We start from the raw sequence: 787 nt of genomic DNA, 5'->3' as shown, positions 1-787 counted from the left end.
CGCCCCGGCGATCTGCGCCGCGCCGTCGCGGCGGGCGCGTCGGGCTTCGTGATGAAGGACAGCTCCCCCACCGAACTGGCCGACGCGATCCGCCGGGGCGCGCGCGGCGAACGCGTCATCGACGCCGACCTGGCGTTCGCCGAACTCGTCGACGGCCCGCCCGCCCCGCTCACCCCCCGCGAGCTCGACGTCCTGTCTGTCGCCGCCGAAGGCGCCACCGTCAGCGAGATCGCCGACCGCCTCTACCTGTCCCGCGGCACCGTCCGCAACTACCTGGGCCGCGTCGTCACCAAGGTAGGCGCCCGCACCCGCATCGAAGCCATCACCATCGCCCGCGACCGCGGCTGGCTCCACCCCACCCGCGTCCCCTGAGAGGTCAGAGCGTGAGGGCGGTGTGGTGGGCGGTGAAGGCCAGGAGGTCGGCGGCCAGGGCGGCGGCCCGGGAGTGGGAGCGGGCGGCGTGGCCCACGTCGGGTTCGTGGCGGAGCAGGATCGCGGGGCCTGTGGTGGCGTGCTGGAGGGCCGCGCACATTTTGCGGGCGTGGGACGGATCGACGCGGGTGTCGCCGTCGAACGTCGCGAAAAGGACGGCCGGGTAGCGGGTGCCGGGCGCGACCCGGTGGTAGGGGGAGTAGGCGAGCAGGGCGCGGAGGTCCTCGGGGTCGCGGGCGGTGCCGTACTCGGCGGTCCAGCGCGCGCCGAGACCGGTGCGCTCGTAGCGGACCATGTCGAGGAGCGGCGCGACGCAGACGGCCGCCGCGAACAGCTCGGGCCGCTGGGTGAGCGC

Annotated in this window: 2 protein-coding genes; one reads left to right on the top strand and one right to left on the bottom strand. The window is 75.3% G+C overall.

What is annotated here, in order from left to right:
- Positions 1–372 (top strand): response regulator transcription factor (locus tag ACYVE7_RS34990; RefSeq protein WP_460370963.1); only part of this gene is annotated, 372 nt, incomplete at its 5' end.
- Between the two features lie 4 nt (positions 373–376).
- Here the strand turns inward: ACYVE7_RS34990 and ACYVE7_RS34985 are convergent.
- The coding region (locus ACYVE7_RS34985) for a prolyl oligopeptidase family serine peptidase (protein WP_460370962.1) at positions 377–787 on the bottom strand (411 nt) is incomplete at its 5' end.

The sequence above is a fragment of the Actinocorallia lasiicapitis genome (assembly GCF_054778695.1).
This window is presented reverse-complemented; position numbering and strand designations above follow the sequence as displayed.